The sequence below is a fragment of the Muricomes intestini genome (assembly GCF_004346165.1).
GTDB classification, from domain to species: Bacteria; Bacillota; Clostridia; order Lachnospirales; family Lachnospiraceae; genus Muricomes; species Muricomes intestini.
This window is the reverse complement of record NZ_SLZZ01000003.1, coordinates 94199-110465: the sequence shown is the minus strand read 5'-3', so window position 1 is coordinate 110465 and position 16267 is coordinate 94199. Positions and strand designations below refer to the sequence as shown.

At 44.1% G+C, this 16267-nt stretch carries 14 protein-coding genes; 13 read left to right on the top strand and 1 reads right to left on the bottom strand.

Features of this window, described 5'->3' with window-relative positions; genetic code table 11:
* The first annotated feature begins 43 nt into the window (after positions 1 to 43).
* The 8 genes from EDD59_RS03580 (at position 44) to EDD59_RS03545 (ending at position 10026) form a co-directional block, all read left to right on the top strand.
* Positions 44 to 1672: a response regulator gene (locus tag EDD59_RS03580; RefSeq protein ID WP_132378983.1), complete on the top strand. Its 1629-nt coding sequence runs from the start codon at positions 44 to 46 to the stop codon at positions 1670 to 1672.
* 19 nt (positions 1673 to 1691) lie between these two features.
* Positions 1692 to 3500 (top strand): sensor histidine kinase, encoded by a 1809-nt coding sequence (locus tag EDD59_RS03575; protein ID WP_132378981.1) that lies wholly within the window; start codon positions 1692 to 1694, stop codon positions 3498 to 3500.
* Positions 3497 to 4468, top strand: coding sequence for a substrate-binding domain-containing protein (locus EDD59_RS03570; RefSeq protein ID WP_132378979.1), 972 nt, complete (start codon positions 3497 to 3499; stop codon positions 4466 to 4468). Before EDD59_RS03575 ends, EDD59_RS03570 begins: the two co-directional genes overlap by 4 nt.
* A gap of 53 nt (positions 4469 to 4521) precedes the next feature.
* Positions 4522 to 5586: a galactose ABC transporter substrate-binding protein gene (locus EDD59_RS03565; RefSeq protein ID WP_132378977.1), complete on the top strand. Its 1065-nt coding sequence runs from the start codon at positions 4522 to 4524 to the stop codon at positions 5584 to 5586.
* A gap of 115 nt (positions 5587 to 5701) precedes the next feature.
* The gene (locus tag EDD59_RS03560) at positions 5702 to 6325 is read left to right on the top strand and encodes a superoxide dismutase (protein ID WP_132378975.1); all 624 of its coding nucleotides are present in this window, start codon (positions 5702 to 5704) and stop codon (positions 6323 to 6325) included.
* Positions 6326 to 6765: 440 nt separating this feature from the next.
* Positions 6766 to 8181 (top strand): rhamnulokinase, encoded by a 1416-nt coding sequence (gene rhaB / locus EDD59_RS03555; RefSeq protein WP_132378973.1) that lies wholly within the window; start codon positions 6766 to 6768, stop codon positions 8179 to 8181.
* Between the two features lie 50 nt (positions 8182 to 8231).
* A complete protein-coding gene (locus EDD59_RS03550) occupies positions 8232 to 9485 on the top strand; it encodes an L-rhamnose isomerase (protein WP_132378971.1) in 1254 nt (417 codons plus the stop codon).
* 223 nt (positions 9486 to 9708) lie between these two features.
* The gene (locus tag EDD59_RS03545; RefSeq protein WP_132378969.1) at positions 9709 to 10026 is read left to right on the top strand and encodes a helix-turn-helix domain-containing protein; all 318 of its coding nucleotides are present in this window, start codon (positions 9709 to 9711) and stop codon (positions 10024 to 10026) included.
* Positions 10027 to 10053: 27 nt separating this feature from the next.
* Here the strand turns inward: EDD59_RS03545 and EDD59_RS03540 are convergent, their stop codons facing one another.
* On the bottom strand, positions 10054 to 10773 hold the full coding sequence (locus tag EDD59_RS03540) for a phosphatase (RefSeq protein ID WP_132378967.1): 720 nt from the start codon (positions 10771 to 10773) through the stop codon (positions 10054 to 10056).
* Positions 10774 to 11062: 289 nt separating this feature from the next.
* Between EDD59_RS03540 and EDD59_RS03535 the strand changes: the two genes are divergently transcribed.
* The 5 genes from EDD59_RS03535 to EDD59_RS03515 all read left to right on the top strand — a co-directional run bounded on the left by EDD59_RS03535 (position 11063) and on the right by EDD59_RS03515 (position 16247).
* Positions 11063 to 13594: a glycyl radical protein gene (locus tag EDD59_RS03535; RefSeq protein ID WP_132378965.1), complete on the top strand. Its 2532-nt coding sequence runs from the start codon at positions 11063 to 11065 to the stop codon at positions 13592 to 13594.
* A 49-nt stretch (positions 13595 to 13643) separates the two neighbouring features.
* On the top strand, positions 13644 to 14438 hold the full coding sequence (locus EDD59_RS03530; protein WP_132378963.1) for a glycyl-radical enzyme activating protein: 795 nt from the start codon (positions 13644 to 13646) through the stop codon (positions 14436 to 14438).
* Between the two features lie 5 nt (positions 14439 to 14443).
* Positions 14444 to 14806, top strand: a complete 363-nt coding sequence (locus tag EDD59_RS03525) for a BMC domain-containing protein (RefSeq protein WP_132378961.1) — start codon at positions 14444 to 14446, stop codon at positions 14804 to 14806.
* 7 nt (positions 14807 to 14813) lie between these two features.
* A complete protein-coding gene (locus tag EDD59_RS03520; RefSeq protein ID WP_132378959.1) occupies positions 14814 to 15287 on the top strand; it encodes a EutP/PduV family microcompartment system protein in 474 nt (157 codons plus the stop codon).
* Between the two features lie 144 nt (positions 15288 to 15431).
* Positions 15432 to 16247, top strand: a complete 816-nt coding sequence (locus tag EDD59_RS03515; RefSeq protein WP_132378957.1) for a class II aldolase/adducin family protein — start codon at positions 15432 to 15434, stop codon at positions 16245 to 16247.
* Positions 16248 to 16267: the final 20 nt, after the last annotated feature.

Below are 16267 nucleotides of genomic sequence, written 5' to 3'. Positions count from 1 at the left end.
AGGTACATATCTATTATAGCATTTATTATAAACGGAGGTTTTTATGGGGATTTATAAGGTTTTGATAGCGGATGACGAGGCTGAAATCCGGGATGGTATGATACAAAGGCTGGATTGGGGATCCCTAGGATTTACTGTGGCGGCTTCTGCCGAGAATGGCGTGGAGGCACTGGAGCTGCTGGAACAGACCAAGCCCGATGTTATCATGACAGACATCAAGATGCCTTTTATGGATGGACTTGAATTTATAGAAAAAGCTGTGGAGATGCTCCCTACAGTGAAAATCATTGTGTTTTCAGGATTTGATGACTTTGAATATGCGCAGAAGGCAATCCGTCTGAACGTGGAAGAATATCTGCTGAAACCTATTTCATCCGTCCAGATGTCGCAGTCCCTTATAAAATTAAAAAAGAAAATGGATAAGGAACTGGAAGAACGCAGGGACATTGACTTATTGCGGAAAAACTATACAGAGAGTTATCCAATTATGAGGGAGCAGTTTCTTTCCGGAATTCTGGAGAGAGTGATACCTCAGCCGCAGATTTTCCAAAAGGCAGAGCAATATCAGATTGATTCGGAAAAAAGATTGCGGGCAGTAGTGCTGATAGCGGCAGACAGAGAGCCTATTGTAGAAGTAAAAGAACAGGCTTCCTTATTTTCGGGGCGGGAGGAACTTGTTCCTCTTGCCATACGGCAGATAACGGAGTCGGTGCTGGACAGATTTCACAAAGCAGATTATCTGCTGCACGGAGATTATGTAGTCGGAATTGTACAGCTGACCGTGGAAAGTCAAATATCTATATTAATAAATGAAGTCAATGAAATATGCCGGGAGAGCAGGTCGGTGACAGGAATGGATGTCGCTGCAGGCATCGGCAGTCCGGTGCAGAGTCTGGAGGAAATAAGCTATTCTTACCGGGAGGCGGAAAATGCAGTGGAGTATAGCATGCTGCGGGGGCGCCCGGAAGGTGGAAAAAGCGTTTACATCAAGGATGTGGAGCCGGAGGATTTATCCGGAAGGCTGCAGTTCAGTGAAGTGGAGGAACGGGCTTTTTTCAGGGCAGTGAAGTCGGGAGATGAAGAGAAAATACGGCAGCAGACAGAAAGCTTTTTTAATAAGCTGGAACAGTCTAGACTCCCTTATCACCGTTATCAGACACATGTTTTTGAACTTTTTACTCTTGTGATGCGTCTTGCAGATATGTATCAGCTGGATTTAAAGAAAGTATTCGGCGGGGAGACAAACTATATTTCTAAATTGTTCGGATTACATTCCCTCGGACAGATTAAAGAGTGGTTTATGAGGGGATGCTTAAAGCTGGGACATATGATACAAAAAGAGCAGGCAGACGCAGGTGAGACCCTGACATCCAGGGCAAAGGAGTTTGTGGAAGAGCACTTTCATGATACTTCCCTGTCAGTAGAGCGCCTGTGTGAAGAACTTCATGTAAGCCCGGCATATTTTTCCACTGTATTTAAAAGGCAAACGGGAAAAAGTTTTGTTTCTTATCTCACGGATGTCCGGTTGAACGAGGCAGTTCATCTGCTGGATACAACGGCCGATAAGACATATATAATCGCCGCCAAAGTCGGATATGCCGAGCCGAACTATTTCAGCTATGTGTTTAAGAAAAAATATGGTGTGGCTCCGTCCAGGTATAGAAAACAGTAGCGGGAGGTGAGAGAGGGGCATGAGGCTCTGGAAGAAAATCAAGAAATCCCTGCAGAGAAGAAGCCTGCAGTTTACGCTGTCACTTACATTTACTGCTGTGTCTGTTGTCGTTCTGATTGTGGTAGCTATGGGATATTCCGGGCGTTTTATAAATTCTGCGGAAAAAATGGCAATCAATAACAACAAAAATGTTCTAAATCAGATGAACCAGAACCTGGACAACTACCTGCACAATATGATGAACATTTCAAATGCTATGTATTATAGTATTATAAAGAATACAGATTTTGAAAAGGATGGAGCTTCAAAGGTTACAGAGCAGATGAAACTTCTGTATGATGAAAATGCCTCCTCTCTGGTAAGTATTTCTATTTTCAGCGATGATGGGAAAATTATTGCAGCCCAGCCCTTAAGCCGACTCAAACCCAGTGTGGAGCCGGCTGAAGAAGAGTGGTTCATCCGGGCAAATGAAAAGATTGAGAACCTGCATTTTTCCACCCCGCATGTGGAGAATCTATTTGTAAATTCGGATAATATTTATCATTGGGTAGTATCCTTAAGCCGTTCGGTAGAAATGACTAGGGCTGGGACGATTGTCCATGGTGTTGTACTGGTTGACATGAATTTCACGGGCATTGAACAGATATGTAAGAATGTGGATCTGGGAGAGTCGGGATATGTATATATTGTGGATTCCAATGGAGAACTGATCTATCACCCAAACCAGCAGTTAATATATGCGGGAGTATTCCATGAAAATCATAAGAAGGCAGCAGTCTATTCCGAAGGGAGCCATATGGAAACGTTTGAGGGACAGGAGCGCCAGATCACCGTAAAAACGGTAGGTTATACGGGCTGGAAACTGATTGGGGTATCTCCTACTTCGGATATTACTTCCGCATACACCCAGAACAGCCAATTCCTGTGGCTTGTTGCAATTTTTGCGATATTGACGCTAGTAACAGTGAATATGTTTGTATCCTCCAGAGTCGCGAATCCGATTAAACAGCTGGAGAGGTCTGTGAGAGAACTGGAGCGCAATAATCTTGATGCCAGGATTCCACAGAGCGGCACATATGAGATCCGTCATCTTGCAAAAACGCTGCAGTCAATGGCGGATAATATGCGCCAATTGATGGATGATATTGTCATAGAGCAGGAGAGTAAAAGAAAAAGTGAGATGGATGCTCTGCAATCTCAGATTAACCCCCATTTTTTGTACAACACCCTTGATTCCATTGTGTGGATGATTGAAAATGAACGTTATGACGGTGCAATCACAATGGTCACCGCCCTTGCGAGATTATTTAGAATCAGCCTGAGCAAAGGGAAAAATATTATTACAGTCGAACAGGAACTGCAACATGTAGAAAATTACCTGATCATTCAGAAGGTAAGATATAAGAACAAGTTCATTTATAATATAGAGGCAGAGAAATCTGTGCTGCACTGTGCGGTAATTAAGCTGAGTGTACAGCCACTGGTTGAAAATTCGATTTACCACGGTCTGGAGTTTATGGATGGGGACGGAGAAATTTCTATCCGTGCATATCAAAGAGATACTAATCTGGTGATTGAGGTGGAGGACAACGGACCCGGCATGACAAAGGAACAGATTAAGGCACTTGTAAACGGGAGCGGGGAACCGAAGCGTACACGAGGGTCGGGCATCGGCTTTCACAATGTGGAAGAGCGGATTCAGCTTTATTTTGGAAATGCCTATGGTCTTGAAGTAGAAAGTGAGCCGGATGAGGGCACGCTTGTGCGCGCCAGACTGCCGTTGATTTCTGTGGAAGAAGCAGAAAAGAAAGGAGAGGGCAGACTGTGACACGAAAAAGAAAGAGTATCATTCTTGCACTGGGAGTTTGTGCGGCGGCGGGGGTCATTGCCTTTACTGCTCTCCCGCACCGTCCGGAAACGGAGGAAGTGTATCAGATATCATATATCTACAGAGGGGAGATGCCGGAAGGTGTTCAACAGATCATTCTCCAGGGGATGGAACAGGCAGCAACATCATTCAATGTAGAACTAACGACAGTCAGTTCCGGGACCCCGGCGGATGCAAAGAAACAAGAAACACTTCTGAAAAAGGAAGTAGATAACGGGGCGGATGCGATTCTCATAGAAAGCGTAAACAGTGATGATGTGAGAAAAGAAATAGAGAAAATTAATTCGGAAATACCTGTGATCGAAGTAAATTCATGGACGCAGAAGGAGAAGACAGGCGAAATTCATAAGGTTCATGCAGATAATTATGCGTTGGGCCAAAAACTGGGAGAAAAAATTCTCGGACAGTCAGAATTGTCAGAGGGAGTGGTTCTAATAAAGAGCGGGACAGAGTATACAGATGTGGCACAGCAGTATAAGGGGACAAAGGACAAACTGGAGGCTTCAGGAATATCCATTGAAGAAGTAAAAGTGGGGGCAGATGAGGCAGCGCATTCGGCGGCGTTTTTGAAGCTGATGAGAAAACCGAAAACCCGGCATATTGTGGCATTTGGCAGTGCTGTACTGGAACAGCTCGGGAAGGTCAAACAGGAAGAACCTGATTTTAACAGCATTGCAATCTATGGGATCGGAAATACAAATCAAATTATTAATTACCTGGAAAATGGGATCATCCAGGTGATTGGAGTATCAAATGAATACAGTATAGGATATTTAAGTGTGAGAAATGCAGTTAAGGAATTGCGCGGTGAGGAACCAGAAAATAATGAGATCAGATATTCCATTATTGATGCCAGTCAAATGTATACTATGGAGAATCAGCGCCTTTTATTTCCATTTGTACAGTAGCTGGTTACAGTTCAGCCAATAAACTGAACCAAAAGATGCAAGGGGGAAGGGATATGAGGAGGATTTTGGGCAGACTGTGGAAGGTAACAGGAATGGTCGTTTTAATTGCAGGAATGGCGATGTCTTTTTCAGGGTGTATTGATACGGGAGATAAGGCGGAGGGAAAGAATCCGATAAAAATAGGGGTGGCCATTTACCGGGGTGATGATACGTTTATCTCTTCTGTAAGCAGCTATCTGACAAGCGGCGGGAAGGCTTTGGAGACAAAACTTGGGCGCAAGGTGATTATAAACATTGCCGATGCAAAGAATAACCAGGGAAGTCAGAATGATCAGGTGGATAATTTCATCAGCAGAGGTTATGATATTATTTGTGTGAATATGGTGGACAGGACAGCAGCAGCGGTAATTGCAGACAAGGCAAAGGAAGCGAATATTCCCATTATATTTTTTAACCGGGAGCCCGTGGAAGAGGACATGCAAATCTGGGATAAGGAATATTATGTCGGTACGGATGCCAGGGAAGCCGGGATACTGCAGGGGGAGCTTCTTATAAGTGAGTATGGGAGAAATCCTGAAAATATGGACAAGAACGGAGACGGTAAACTTCAGTATGTTATGCTGGAAGGAGAACAGGTGCATCAGGATGCACTAATCCGCACAGAATATTCAGTGAAAACAGTTCTGCAGGCGGGCATTGAGATGGATAAGCTGGGGAACGAGACGTGTAACTGGATGCGCTCGCTATCCTATGAGGCAATGCTGAAATGGCTGGAAAAGTATGGCAGTGCTATCGAAGTTGTTATGGCTAACAATGACGAAATGGCCCTCGGTGCAGTGCAGGCCCTGCGGGAAAAGAATATGCTGGAAAACGGGCCTGTTATTGTGGGAATAGATGGAATAAAAGAATGCCTGGAGTCCATATCTAAAGGTGATATATATGGGACCGTAAAAAATGACGCGAAAAAACAGGCAGAAGTCATACTTACTATCGGAGGTGCATGTGCAGAAGGAAAAGACCCTAAAAATTTGGTGCCGGAGCTGGACGGACACTATGTGAGGGTGCCCCATTACAAGGTGACAAAGGTGAACGCAGAGGTGCTTTTGAAAGAGGAATGAAACCGTGGGTTTTGAAACAGAAGATATAAGTTACTTGTATGAAATGCAAAAAAGCAATGGATATGAGAACCTGGAACTTGTCTGACTCATATACTAGAAAAAACAGGATTTTTACATGAACGAACATTATAAATTTTTCAATTTCCCCTTACCCTATGCTTATGATGCAATGGAGCCGTACATTGATGAAAAAACAATGTGGCTGCATCATGACAGGCATCTCCAGACATACATCGATGATTTGAATGCTGCTCTGTATGAGTATCCGCAATTTCAAAGCTGGTCACTGGAAACTCTTTTGGGAAATATTCCAAAGCTCCCACAAGATATCCAGACTGATGTAAAGAACAGCGGAGGGGGCGTCTTTAACCACCGGTTTTATTTTTCAAATCTTTTAAATCCGGCTCCTGCCCAACCGACGGGACAGTTGAAAGAAGCCATTAACAAAAAATACGGTAATTATCAACACTTCAAAGAACAGTTTAAAAAGGCTGCTTCTTCGGTATTTGGCTCCGGGTATGCCTGGCTTGTAGTCGATGATGCCGGACAACTCAAAATTATAACAACTAAGAATCAGGACACACCCATTCCTCTGGAAATGTGCCCTGTACTCAATATAGACGTATGGGAGCACGCATACTATTTGAAACACTATAATTTGCGGAATGACTATATTGATGATTGGTTTCAGGTAATTAACTGGGATAATGCTAATAAAAATTATATGAAATGCCTGTAAAGGAACGACATAAAATTGACCTAATTAACAGGTTAAACTTGTAAAGTTACAAAAATATTAAGCGGAATGGGAGATTTCCCATTCCTTTTTTGACACTTCTAGTTATAATCATGCCGATTTGGAGAGAACTTCAAAGGAAGTTGGACGTTTGGAACCCGCATTATTACTGGACTAAAGACACTTTAACCGTACACCAATTCGTACACCATTTGAAGGAAAGGTTATACCTAGATATGCCGAATTATAGCTGAAAAGAGCAATTATAAGGTGAGAATAATGCCGGAAATAAGGCAAATACCCCCTAAAAGCGTTGATTCATAGGTCTTCTGCTATTGGACTGCAAATAAGGACGTTTATTTTTGTAAATGCCGTCCTTTTTTTATTATCTTCCAACGATTATAATACAAGTATAATAGCAAAAACTACAAAGGAGGCACGAGATGGATAAGTATTATTTAGCCGTTGACATTGGGGCGTCCAGCGGGCGTCATATACTTGCTTCTATGGCGGGCGGTAAGATGCAGCTTGAGGAAATATACCGTTTCCCGAACGGCATGGATAATAAGGACGGCACACTGTGCTGGGATGCGAACCGTCTGTTCACTGAGATTAAGAATGGCCTGAAAAAGTGTAAAGAGCTCGGCAAGATTCCAGTTTCCATGGGGATTGACACCTGGGGTGTGGATTATGTGCTGCTTGACAAGGATGACAGGATTCTGGGGGATACAGTAGGCTACCGGGATGACCGTACAACAGGGATGGACAAAAAGGTATATGAGACTATTTCTCAGGATGACTTATATGCAAGAACGGGTATCCAAAAGCAGATTTTCAACACAATCTACCAGCTTATGGCGGTCAAAGAAACTCACCCCGAGTATCTTAAACAGGCAGAATCAATTCTGATGATACCGGATTATTTTCATTTCCTCCTCACCGGTGTGAAGAAAATGGAATATACAAATGCGACAACAGGACAGCTGATCAATCCGGTGACCAATGACTGGGATTATGAGTTGATGGACATGCTTGGTTATCCTTCCAGAATATTTAAACCAGTTTCTATGCCGGGGACTGTAGTAGGAAACTTTACCAAGGCAATACAGGAAGAGGTGGGATTTGACTGTAAAGTTGTGCTCCCGGCTACACATGACACTGGGTCAGCGGTACTGGCAGTTCCCACAAATAACGATAATGCAATTTATATCAGCTCCGGCACATGGTCATTGATGGGAATTGAGAGAAAGGAAGCCGACTGCTCTATGGAAAGCATGAAAGCTAACTTTACAAATGAAGGCGGCTATGATCACAGATTCCGTTACCTGAAAAATATAATGGGATTGTGGATGATTCAGTCGGTGAAGAAGGAATTTGAAAAGGATTTATCTTTTGCTGAAATTTGTGAAAGAGCGGCTAAGGAGACAATTCCCTCTATTGTAGACTGCAACGATGACAGCTTTCTGGCTCCAAAGAACATGATTCAGGCAGTGCAGGATTTCTGCAGAAAAACAGACCAGCAGGTGCCTGGGACAATAGCAGAAATAGCGGCGGTTATATACAACAGTCTCGCAAAATGTTACGGTGACACAGTTAAAGAAATTGAATCAATCACCGGCAATACATACGACACAATTTATGTAGTAGGAGGAGGAGCAAACGCCGGATATTTGAATGAATTAACTGCAAAATACACACAAAAGAAAGTTTCAGCAGGTCCTACAGAAGCCACTGCAATTGGCAACATAACTGTGCAGATGCTGCGCGATGGCGTATTTGCAAGCCTCCCGGAGGCAAGAACGTGCATCGGAGAGTCATTCGATATAAAACGATACAATGAAAAAGGAAAACAATTCTGAAAACGGAGCTCAAAGGGGACAGTCCCCTTTGAAAAAAAGGAGGATTTACTATGACAACGAAGGAAAGATATGAGTCAGCGAAGGAGATTTATGCAGGTGTCGGTGTTGACACGGATCAGGTGCTGGAGACTTTGAAGAGTGTACCGATTTCTATGCACTGCTGGCAGGGCGATGATGTAAATGGATTTGACCGGGAAGGTGCTCTTACAGGAGGAATTCAGGCTACAGGAAATTATCCGGGAAAGGCAAGAACACCGGAAGAACTGATGGCGGACATTGATGAGGCGCTGAGCTTGATTCCGGGAAAACACAGAATTAATGTACATGCAAGCTATGCTATTTTTGAGGAAGGTGAGTGGGCTGACCGGGACAAACTGGAGCCGAAGCACTTTAAGAAATGGGTAGAGTTTGCAAAAGAGAGAGGACTTGGACTTGATTTCAACCCGACGTTCTTCTCTCACCCGAAGGCAGATGACTACACTTTGACAAGTCCGGATGAAGAAATTCGTAAGTTCTGGATTGACCATGGGAAGGCTTGTGTACGTATTTCACAGTATTTTGCTGAGGAGCTGGGAACACCTTGCCTGATGAACATCTGGATTCCGGATGGCTTTAAGGATGTTCCGGCCGATAGATTAGGACCGAGAGCAAGGTATAAAGACTCTCTGGATCAGATTCTGGGAATTGACTATGACAAAGAAAAAGTTCTCGTATGCCTGGAGTCCAAAGTATTTGGTATTGGGCTGGAAGCCTATACGGCAGGTTCTGCAGAATTTACCATGAACTATGTGATGAATAAGGGCATTGTGCCGCTGATGGACAATGGCCACTATCACCCAACGGAAATGGTCTCTGACAAGATTCCTTCTATGCTGTTGTTTAACGATAAGATTGCACTTCATGTAACAAGGCCGGTGCGTTGGGACAGTGATCATGTAGTGCTGCTTGATGATGAGACGAAGGAAATTGCAAAAGAAATCGTGAGAAATGATGCTTTGAAGAGAGTAATTATCGGACTGGACTTCTTTGATGCAAGCATCAACAGGGTTTCCGCGTGGGTAGTCGGAATGAGAAATATGCAGAAAGCACTGATGCTGGCCATGTTAAGCCCGAACAAAAAACTTAAGGAACTGCAGGACACACAGCAGTTTACAGAACTGATGGCAATGCAGGAGGAACTGAAATGCTATCCGTTCGGGGATGTTTGGAATTACTTCTGTGAAGTTAACAATGTACCAGAAAAAGAAGACTGGTTCAAGGAAATAAAACGTTATGAAGCAGAGGAACTTTCTAAGAGAGCATAATAGGTTTTATAATGAAAGATGGCTTCAACCCATGTGGTTGGGCCATCTTTTTACAATGTGCAAGTATAAACTGCTTGACATACTAAACGGTAGATATCTAGTATGCTCTCATGTTATGATGTAGGGGGCAAAATACCTTTTGACCCCTACATCATCAGATGTGTATGGATATATGTTACAAGTTACTGCTGTCGGCTATGTAAAAATGAAAGGGATGAACTGTATGGAGAAGAAAATGTATTCCGGAATCAATATGGAAAGGACAGGAAAATGGCTGCGTTACATATGCAGGTTTAAGGGAATAACTGTAAAAAGTCTGTGTGAAAGTATGGGCATGGGTTCGGGACAGTCTGTTTATGCATGGTTCTGCGGAAGGACTCTTCCGTCCCTGGATAATTTTTATATTCTCTCCCAGATTATTTCCGTACCGCTTGATGCGTTGATTATTGGACAGGGGGAGTACCTTCCCGGCAGGTTCTGCAAAAGAGTGGGCAATGAAAATGTAAGGCTCATGATGTACAGTCTGCGCTTTGCGGATTGAGTGGGTACCCTGTGCAAGCCTAGACCTTTATTTTTCCTTCAGGAAATGTTTGAATGTTTTTGCAGAATAATTCATGATTAGGGATTGGGGCATTCCAGCGAGTTCTGCGAACGCCAGGGCAAAGGAAAAATCTCCTACGTGTTTTGTGCCATGGCTGTCACTTGCCAGTACTACAGGGTAATGGAAGTGCCGGCACAGGTTTAGTATCATCAGAACATTGAACCGGGTGTCCCCCCGATACCCGTCAGGGCTTAGGGAACTGTTGTTAATTTCCAGAAGCACATGATATTTCATAGCTGCCTTTACAAGAGCAAGGTGGTCCACGGGATATTTTACATCATCACAATGCCCGATGATGCGCACATTAGGGTTTTTCATGGCCGCGATGTAGGCCATGGTATTTTCCCCTTGTGTACCGGGTTTTTTAACTGGTTTATGGACACTTGCTATTGCATAATCCAGTTTTTCGAGAACAGAGTCCTCCAGATCCAGTTTTCCATTATTATCCAGAATGTTCACCTCGGCACCATAAAGCATTTCTACACCAAGACGTCGTTTCTGTGCATAGGCAAGGTTACGGAAATATGAGGTACGGCCCCCGCCAAAAGTAGCGGGTCCATGGTCCGATATCCCGAGCATTGTTAAATGCCTGGAGACCGCAGCCTTTGCCATATCTGTTATAGTTGCAGCGGAGCCATGTCCGCTGGCAATTGTGTGAGTATGTATATCAAATTCGAGAGAAGACATATTAAGCGCCTTTCTTTACTTATATTTCTTAGTGAGGTCTTTTCGAGTCTAGCAGCATGGTTGTTTCCTTAGTATAGTATGAAGTGTTTTCTCAAGTTTGTCAATAAAAGAACAAAATAAAAACCTGAAAAACCAATAAAAACAACTAATTATGAGCGGGCAATAAGTGGGTTTGTGAATGGTTCAGAGGAATATCATGTTGTTTCTGTTGACTTGTATATGGCATTGAAGTATAATAATGAAAAGTGGTTGCAGGCTATTTATGCACAGGAAAGGAGTAATAAGAACAATGGGATTATATAGTTATGACAGCTCAGATATTCCCAAATCGGACCGCATTCCTAAGCTTATCGAAGATTTGTATGCGGGTATGCCAAAGATTGAGTCGGCCAGGGCCGTACTGCTTACGGAATCCTATAGACAGACAGAGGATGAACCTGTGGTTATACGGCGGGCTAAGGCGTTCCAGCATATTTTGGAGAATATACCAATCGTAATCCGGGATCAGGAGTTGATTGTAGGCAGTACGACCACAGGCCCCAGGGGATGTCAGACATATCCTGAGTTTTCCTATGATTGGCTGGAAGAGGAATTTGATACGGTGGCAGCCAGGCCGGCGGATCCATTTTATATATCAGATAAAACAAAAGCCGAACTTAAAGAGGTAAATGCATACTGGAAAGGAAAGACAACAAGCGAGCTTGCCACCTATTACATGGAACCCGAAACCCTGCTTGCAATAGATCATGGTATTTTTACGCCGGGAAATTACTTTTATAATGGTGTTGGGCATGTTACAGTAAAATACGGTGAAGTTTTAGCGATTGGATTTTCAGGAATTAAGGAGAAGGCTGTACGGCAGAAGGCGAAGCTTAGTCTGACTGACGGAGATTACCAGAAAAGGTCCAGATTTCTGGAAGCAGTAATGATTAGCTGTGATGCCGCTGTTACATATGCAAAACGTTACGCAAAGCTTGCGCTGAAAGAAGCCGGGCAGTGTTCGGATGCGGTGCGGAAAAGAGAATTGCTCCAGATAGCACAGAATTGTGCAAATGTTCCTGAAAAAGGTGCCACAGGCTTTTATGAGGCATGCCAGTCTTTCTGGTTCGTCCAGCAGCTGCTTCAGATCGAATCCAGCGGACATTCCATTTCACCGGGAAGATTTGACCAGTATATGTATCCTTATTATAGGAAAGACATTGACGGCGGCAGAATAACAAGAGAATATGCCCAGGAACTAATAGACTGTATCTGGGTAAAGTTAAATGATTTGAATAAGTGCCGTGATGCTGTTTCGGCTCAGGGATTTGCGGGCTACAGCTTGTTTCAGAACCTGATTGCGGGAGGGCAGAATGAAGACGGGGTGGATGTCACAAATGATTTATCATTTATGAGTATTCAAGCATCGATGCATGTATTTCTCCCACAGCCATCCTTATCAGTCAGGGTATGGAATCAGACTCCTCATGAATTCTTGATAAAGGCTGCAGAGCTGACCCGTACGGGCATCGGACTTCCGGCATACTATAATGACGAGGTCATCATCCCTGCGCTGGTCAGCAGGGGACTTACCCTGCAGGATGCCAGAGACTACAATATTATCGGGTGCGTTGAGCCGCAGAAGTCGGGAAAGACAGAAGGCTGGCATGATGCGGCGTTTTTCAATATGTGCCGTCCGCTGGAACTGGTGTTTAACAACGGAATGGATAAAGGAGTTCAGCTGGGACCTAAAACGGGCAAAGTTGAAGACATGAAGACCTTTGAAGAATTTTACAATGCCTATAAGGCACAGATGGACTATGCAATTAAGCTGCTGGTCAATGCGGACAACTCCATTGATGTAGCCCACGCAGAAAGATGCCCGCTGCCCTTCCTTTCCTCCATGGTGGATGACTGCATGGAAAAGGGAAAAACAGTACAGGAAGGCGGAGCTGTATATAATTTTACCGGCCCCCAGGGTTTTGGAATCGCAAATATGGCAGATTCATTGTATGCAGTGAAGAAGCTGGTTTACGACGAGCAAAAAGTGACCATGAAAGAGATGAAGGAAGCTCTGGCAACGAATTATGGCAAAGGCCTAAGCGAGGAGGATGTTGCGTTTATGACGGCAGAAGCAGCCGGCAGTATGAAAGAAGCCGGGCAGACCGTTGGAGAGAAAGAGGTCTCTGCAATTCTGAAGATGGTAGTTGCGGCATTAAAATCTCCTGAGGTAAAGAAAAATGGTGACAGGATCCTAAAACTGATTGAAGAGGTGCCGAAGTTTGGAAATGACATTCCAGAGGTGGATGCGTTTGCAAGAGATGTAGCATACACCTATACAAAACCACTTCAAAATTATAAAAATCCAAGAGGGGGTATTTTCCAGGCCGGCCTGTATCCGGTATCTGCAAATGTACCTCTGGGTGCACAGACCGGGGCAACACCAGACGGGCGTTTGGCGTATACACCGGTTGCGGATGGGGTTTCACCGTCCGCAGGAAAAGATGTGAACGGTCCTACAGCAGCAGCGAACTCTGTGTCAAGACTGGATCACTATATTGCTTCTAACGGAACTTTGTTTAATCAAAAGTTTCACCCATCAGCTTTAAGCGGCAGGAGGGGGCTTGAAAACTTTGTGGGGTTGATTCAATCCTACTTTGATCAAAAAGGAAGCCATATGCAGTTTAACGTAGTGAGCCGTGAGACCCTGCGGGATGCACAGAAGCATCCAGAGCAGTACAAGCATCTGGTAGTCAGAGTTGCGGGGTACAGTGCATTATTTACCACTTTGTCCAAGTCACTGCAGGATGACATTATCCGCAGGACAGAACAGGGTTTTTAAGGCGGAAGATGATGAACAGCTATAATTTCCGCAAGAAAGGAAGCACAGCATGGATGACTATATGAGAACTAAAGGCCGCATTTTTGATATACAGCGATATTCTATCCATGATGGCAATGGAATCCGGACAATTGTATTCCTGAAAGGGTGTCTGCTGAGATGCAGGTGGTGCTGTAACCCGGAGTCTCAGCGTCATGAGATTGAGACAATGATGGTACAGGGTGAGCCAAAGGTAATAGGAAAAGATGTCACGGTGGAAGAAGTGATGGAAACTGTAGAAAAAGACCGCACGTACTACAGGCGGACCGGGGGAGGCCTGACGTTGTCAGGGGGTGAGTGTCTCTGTCAGCCAGAGTTTGCTACAGCACTTTTAAGAGCAGCAAATGAAGCAGGAATCCACACGGCTATAGAAAGTACTGCATGTGTGCCTTATGAGGTGATAGAGGGACTTCTGCCTTATCTGGATCAGTGTTTGCTGGATATTAAACATATGAATCCGGCAAAGCATAAAGAGTATATTGGACGTTCTAATGAGTTAATACTGGAAAATGCTATGAAAATTGCAGGCTCCGGGATGACAGAGCTAAGTGTAAGGATACCGGTGATTCCGGGCTTCAATGATACGATCCGGGAAATACATAATATAGCCGAGTATGCGAAGAAACTCGGCAACGTAAGGCGTTTGCATCTGCTCCCGTATCACAGGCTTGGACAGGACAAATATGAAGGACTTGGAAGAGCATACTTGATGGGAGGCGTAGAACCGCCGGTCAATAAAAAGATGGAGACGCTTCTGCAGGCTGCAGAGCAGACATCAGGCATTGAATGCCAAATAGGAGGATAAAGAGAATGAGTCATGAACAGATACCGGAGAGAATTGTGCAGGAATTGGTTCCCGGCAAAGAGATTACAATTGCACATCTGATTGCAAGCCCGGATATTACCCTGTATGAGAAGCTGGGGCTGGATCCCCGTTCAGAGTACAGCAAATCTGCTATTGGCGTGCTTACCATCAGCCCCGCAGAAACAGCGATTATTGCAGCGGATATTGCAATAAAGGCGGCAGGAATTGAACTGGGGTTTGTAGACCGTTTCAGCGGCACACTGATTGTGACAGGTACAATTTCCGAGACAGAGGCTGCAATCCGGGCAGTTCTGAAATATGTAAAAGATAAAATGGACTTTTCTGTATGTGAAATAACAAGGACTTGATTTTATTATGAAGAAAATTGTACTGATGGGCCGGAGTGAGTGTGGAAAAACAACATTAACCCAGGCACTGAGAGGTGAAAAAATACAGTATCACAAAACGCAGTATGTAAATAACTTTGATGTTATTATAGATACCCCGGGTGAATATGCCCAGACGAAAAACCTGGGTCATGCGCTTGCACTTTATTCATATGAGGCTGACGTTGTGGGGATGCTTTTGTCCGCCACGGAGTCCTATTCCCTGTATCCACCCTGCTGCACGGCTATGTGCAACCGGGAGGTGATTGGCATTGTGACAAAAATACACGATGAGAAGGCAAATGTGGAGCGCGCCGCAAAGTGGCTGCGGCTTGCCGGCTGCAAAAAAATTTTCTATGTAGATTCTAAAAATTATGAGGGAGTCCCTGAAATTCTGGAACATTTGAAAGAAAAGGGGGATGTGCTCCCCTGGGAAATTGATGAAAGTGAAGCTGCGGGTTGAACGGTTACACTTTACCTATGAGAACACAACAGAAACAACATAAAAACAAGTTGACTGATGTGGGATTATGTGATACTATCTAGGGAGAAACAACAAAAAACAAATATTTAGTTTTGTTTTAAGAGTCCAAGGAGGAAAAATAGGATGCAAAACGAATACGAAATTAAAAAACAAATGTGTGAAATCGGCAAGCGGGTTTATAACCGCGGAATGGTTGCCGCAAATGATGGTAATTTCTCTGTAAAATTAAATGATAATGAATTCTTATGCACACCTACAGGTGTCAGCAAAGGGTTTATGACACCGGAATATATTTGTAAAGTGGATGCAAATGGGAATGTACTTCAGGCGAACAAAGGATTTAAGCCCTCCTCAGAAATTAAGATGCACATGCGTGTATATAAAGAAAGACCGGATGTTAACGCAGTGGTACATGCTCACCCGCTGTATGCTACAACATTTGCTATCTGCGGCATTCCGCTGACACAACCAATCATGCCTGAGGCAGTGATCGCACTGGGATGTGTTCCGATTGCAAAATACGGTACTCCGTCTACAGAAGAAATTCCGGACGCGGTTGAAGAGTATGTACAGTCATTTGATGCAGTACTTCTTGAAAATCACGGGGCACTCACTTATTCAAACACACTGCTGAATGCATACCACAAGATGGAGTCTGTAGAATTCTATGCACGTCTTTTGTATCAGTCAAGAATGCTGGGCGAGCCACAGGAATTTAACCAGGCTCAGATAGACAGATTATACGAAATCAGAAGACAGATGGGACTTCCGGGAAAACATCCTGCAAACTTGTGCCCCAACGCTAAAGCAGGCAAGCAGAGCTGCCACAGCTGTGCCGGATCTTGCGGCACAGGCAAGGACGCAGCCGCAGGTTCCACATCAGATGCTGATTTAGTAGCATCCATTACAAAGAAGGTAATGGCTCAGCTTGGAATGTAATGATTAAGAAACGAGGACTG

Bases quoted from the DNA above. Each gene is read 5' to 3' on its own strand.
- EDD59_RS03580 (WP_132378983.1), top strand. From the start codon at position 44: ATGGGGATTTATAAGGTTTTGATAGCGGATGACGAGGCTGAAATCCGG.
- EDD59_RS03575 (WP_132378981.1), top strand. From the start codon at position 1,692: ATGAGGCTCTGGAAGAAAATCAAGAAATCCCTGCAGAGAAGAAGCCTG.
- EDD59_RS03565 (WP_132378977.1), top strand. From the start codon at position 4,522: ATGAGGAGGATTTTGGGCAGACTGTGGAAGGTAACAGGAATGGTCGTT.
- EDD59_RS03560 (WP_132378975.1), top strand. From the start codon at position 5,702: ATGAACGAACATTATAAATTTTTCAATTTCCCCTTACCCTATGCTTAT.
- rhaB (WP_132378973.1), top strand. From the start codon at position 6,766: ATGGATAAGTATTATTTAGCCGTTGACATTGGGGCGTCCAGCGGGCGT.
- EDD59_RS03550 (WP_132378971.1), top strand. From the start codon at position 8,232: ATGACAACGAAGGAAAGATATGAGTCAGCGAAGGAGATTTATGCAGGT.
- EDD59_RS03545 (WP_132378969.1), top strand. From the start codon at position 9,709: ATGGAGAAGAAAATGTATTCCGGAATCAATATGGAAAGGACAGGAAAA.
- EDD59_RS03540 (WP_132378967.1), bottom strand. From the start codon at position 10,773: ATGTCTTCTCTCGAATTTGATATACATACTCACACAATTGCCAGCGGA.
- EDD59_RS03535 (WP_132378965.1), top strand. From the start codon at position 11,063: ATGGGATTATATAGTTATGACAGCTCAGATATTCCCAAATCGGACCGC.
- EDD59_RS03530 (WP_132378963.1), top strand. From the start codon at position 13,644: ATGGATGACTATATGAGAACTAAAGGCCGCATTTTTGATATACAGCGA.
- EDD59_RS03525 (WP_132378961.1), top strand. From the start codon at position 14,444: ATGAGTCATGAACAGATACCGGAGAGAATTGTGCAGGAATTGGTTCCC.
- EDD59_RS03520 (WP_132378959.1), top strand. From the start codon at position 14,814: ATGAAGAAAATTGTACTGATGGGCCGGAGTGAGTGTGGAAAAACAACA.
- EDD59_RS03515 (WP_132378957.1), top strand. From the start codon at position 15,432: ATGCAAAACGAATACGAAATTAAAAAACAAATGTGTGAAATCGGCAAG.